At 73.5% G+C, this 1,807-nt stretch carries 1 protein-coding gene; it reads left to right on the top strand.

Annotation, left to right across the window (positions count from 1 at the left end; genetic code table 11):
- The first annotated feature begins 143 nt into the window (after positions 1 to 143).
- On the top strand, positions 144 to 1,703 hold the full coding sequence (locus ACFWX1_RS46905; RefSeq protein ID WP_378396423.1) for a deoxyguanosinetriphosphate triphosphohydrolase family protein: 1,560 nt from the start codon (positions 144 to 146) through the stop codon (positions 1,701 to 1,703).
- Positions 1,704 to 1,807 lie beyond the last annotated feature (104 nt).

The following is a 1,807-nucleotide window of genomic DNA, read 5'->3' as shown; positions in this document are numbered from 1 at the left end:
AGCGCCCGTCGCGGTGTCTCGGCTGGGCGGCGGGGCCTGAGGGGTCGGGCCCGTCACCGCGCAGCCGCCGCCCCCCCCCCCCCCCCCCTTCAGCTCGCGCGCCCGCGCGGAGGAACGCACGCGTGACGGATACGGTAGGACGCATGGATCAGACGGACCCCAGGGCGGCGCGCCGGGATCCCGCCGGCTCCGGCGGGTTCACCGACCTGGCCACCAGCGCGTTCCGAGTGGACCGTGACCGCATCGCCGCGTCCCCCTTCTTCGCCCGGCTCGGCGGCGTGACGCAGGTGGTCAGCGCGGGCGGATCCGGCCTGCTGCACAACCGGCTCACGCACAGCCTCAAGGTCGCGCAGGTGGCTCGCGCGATCGCCGAGCGGATCGGCGCGTCCAGCGACTCCGCCGAGCTGGCCGCGAAGCTCGGCGGCTGCGACCCCGACGTCGCCGAGGCCGCCGCGCTCGCGCACGACCTCGGGCATCCGCCGTTCGGGCACCTCGGCGAGCAGACGCTCGACCGCATCGCCCGGCACCGGTTCGGCCTCGCCGACGGCTTCGAGGGCAACGCGCAGACCTTCCGCATCCTCACCACCACCGACGTGCGCGGCCCGTCCGCGATCGGGCTCGACCTCACCGCCGCGGTCCGCGCGGCCGTGCTGAAGTACCCGTGGGCGCGGCTGCACTTCCCGGATCCGCATCCCGCGCAGCTGCCGATCCCGCCACGCGGCGCGACCGAACCGGGCAGCGCCCCCGGCACCGGGGTGAGCAAGTTTTCCGCCTACTGCACCGAACTCGACGACTTCGCGCAGGCGCGGGCACCGTTCGCCGGCCGGATCGAGAGCTGGCAGCAGACCGTCGAAGCGTCCGTAATGGACACCGCCGACGACATCGCCTACGCCATCCACGACCTCCAGGACTTCCACCGCATCGGCGTCCTCCAGCACGCGCCGGTCGCGGCCGAACTGGGGGAGTGGCTCGCGCACGCTCTCGAACTCGCCACGCTCGACGACGCGACGCTGGAGGCCGAGCAGCGGCGCCCCGGCCGCTCGCTGGAGCGGCTGCGCCGCCGCATGCACGCCAAGGACGCCTGGATCGTCGACGACGACGCGTTCGCCAGCGCCGTCGCGCGAGTCCACTCCGAACTCGTTGACGGTCTGCTCGCCGGCGCGTTCGACGGCTCCATCGAGGCGGAGCAGGCGACGGCGGCGTTCTCGACGGGCTGGACGACACGCCTGGTCGACGGTGTGTTCGTGCTGGCGACGCCGCCGACCCGGTCCGGGCACGTGACCCTGCGTCCCGCTCAGTGGCACGAGGTCCAGGTGCTCAAGTTCGTGCACCGCCGGTTCGTGCTGCTGCGCCCCGACCTCGCGCTGCACCAGCGTGGCCAGGCCAGTCTCGTCGCGACACTCGTGGACGCGCTGGACGCCTGGCTGCTCGACCGCGACGAGGTTTCCCGGCTGCCGCGCCGGCTGCACGACCTCGTCGAGCTCGCGCACGCCGAATACGCCGCGCTCGCCAGGGAAACCCCCGAGCTGCTCGTCGGCGCGACCGGCGAACCGATGAACGGCGCCGACGCCGTGCGCGGTCTCGCCAGGGGACGCGCCGTGATCGACTTCGTCGCCTCGCTCACCGACAAACAGGCGGTGACACTGCTGGACGCGTTGTCCGGGCGGGCTTCGCAGCCGTGGTCGGATTCCTTCGTGCTCTGAAGCGGCGCGGGCCTGTCCTCGCGCGGCCGACTCGGGTCGCCGATCGGGTGCGGGTGTCCCGCACGACACTGATCCATCCGCCCGTCCTGGTGAGCTGATCTGCC

Source organism: Amycolatopsis sp. NPDC059021 (assembly GCF_042739895.1).
In the GTDB taxonomy this organism is placed as follows: Bacteria; Actinomycetota; Actinomycetes; order Mycobacteriales; family Pseudonocardiaceae; genus Amycolatopsis.
This window is presented reverse-complemented; position numbering and strand designations above follow the sequence as displayed.

Excerpts from the sequence above, each read along its gene's own strand:
- ACFWX1_RS46905 (WP_378396423.1), top strand. The coding sequence starts at position 144 with ATGGATCAGACGGACCCCAGGGCGGCGCGCCGGGATCCCGCCGGCTCC.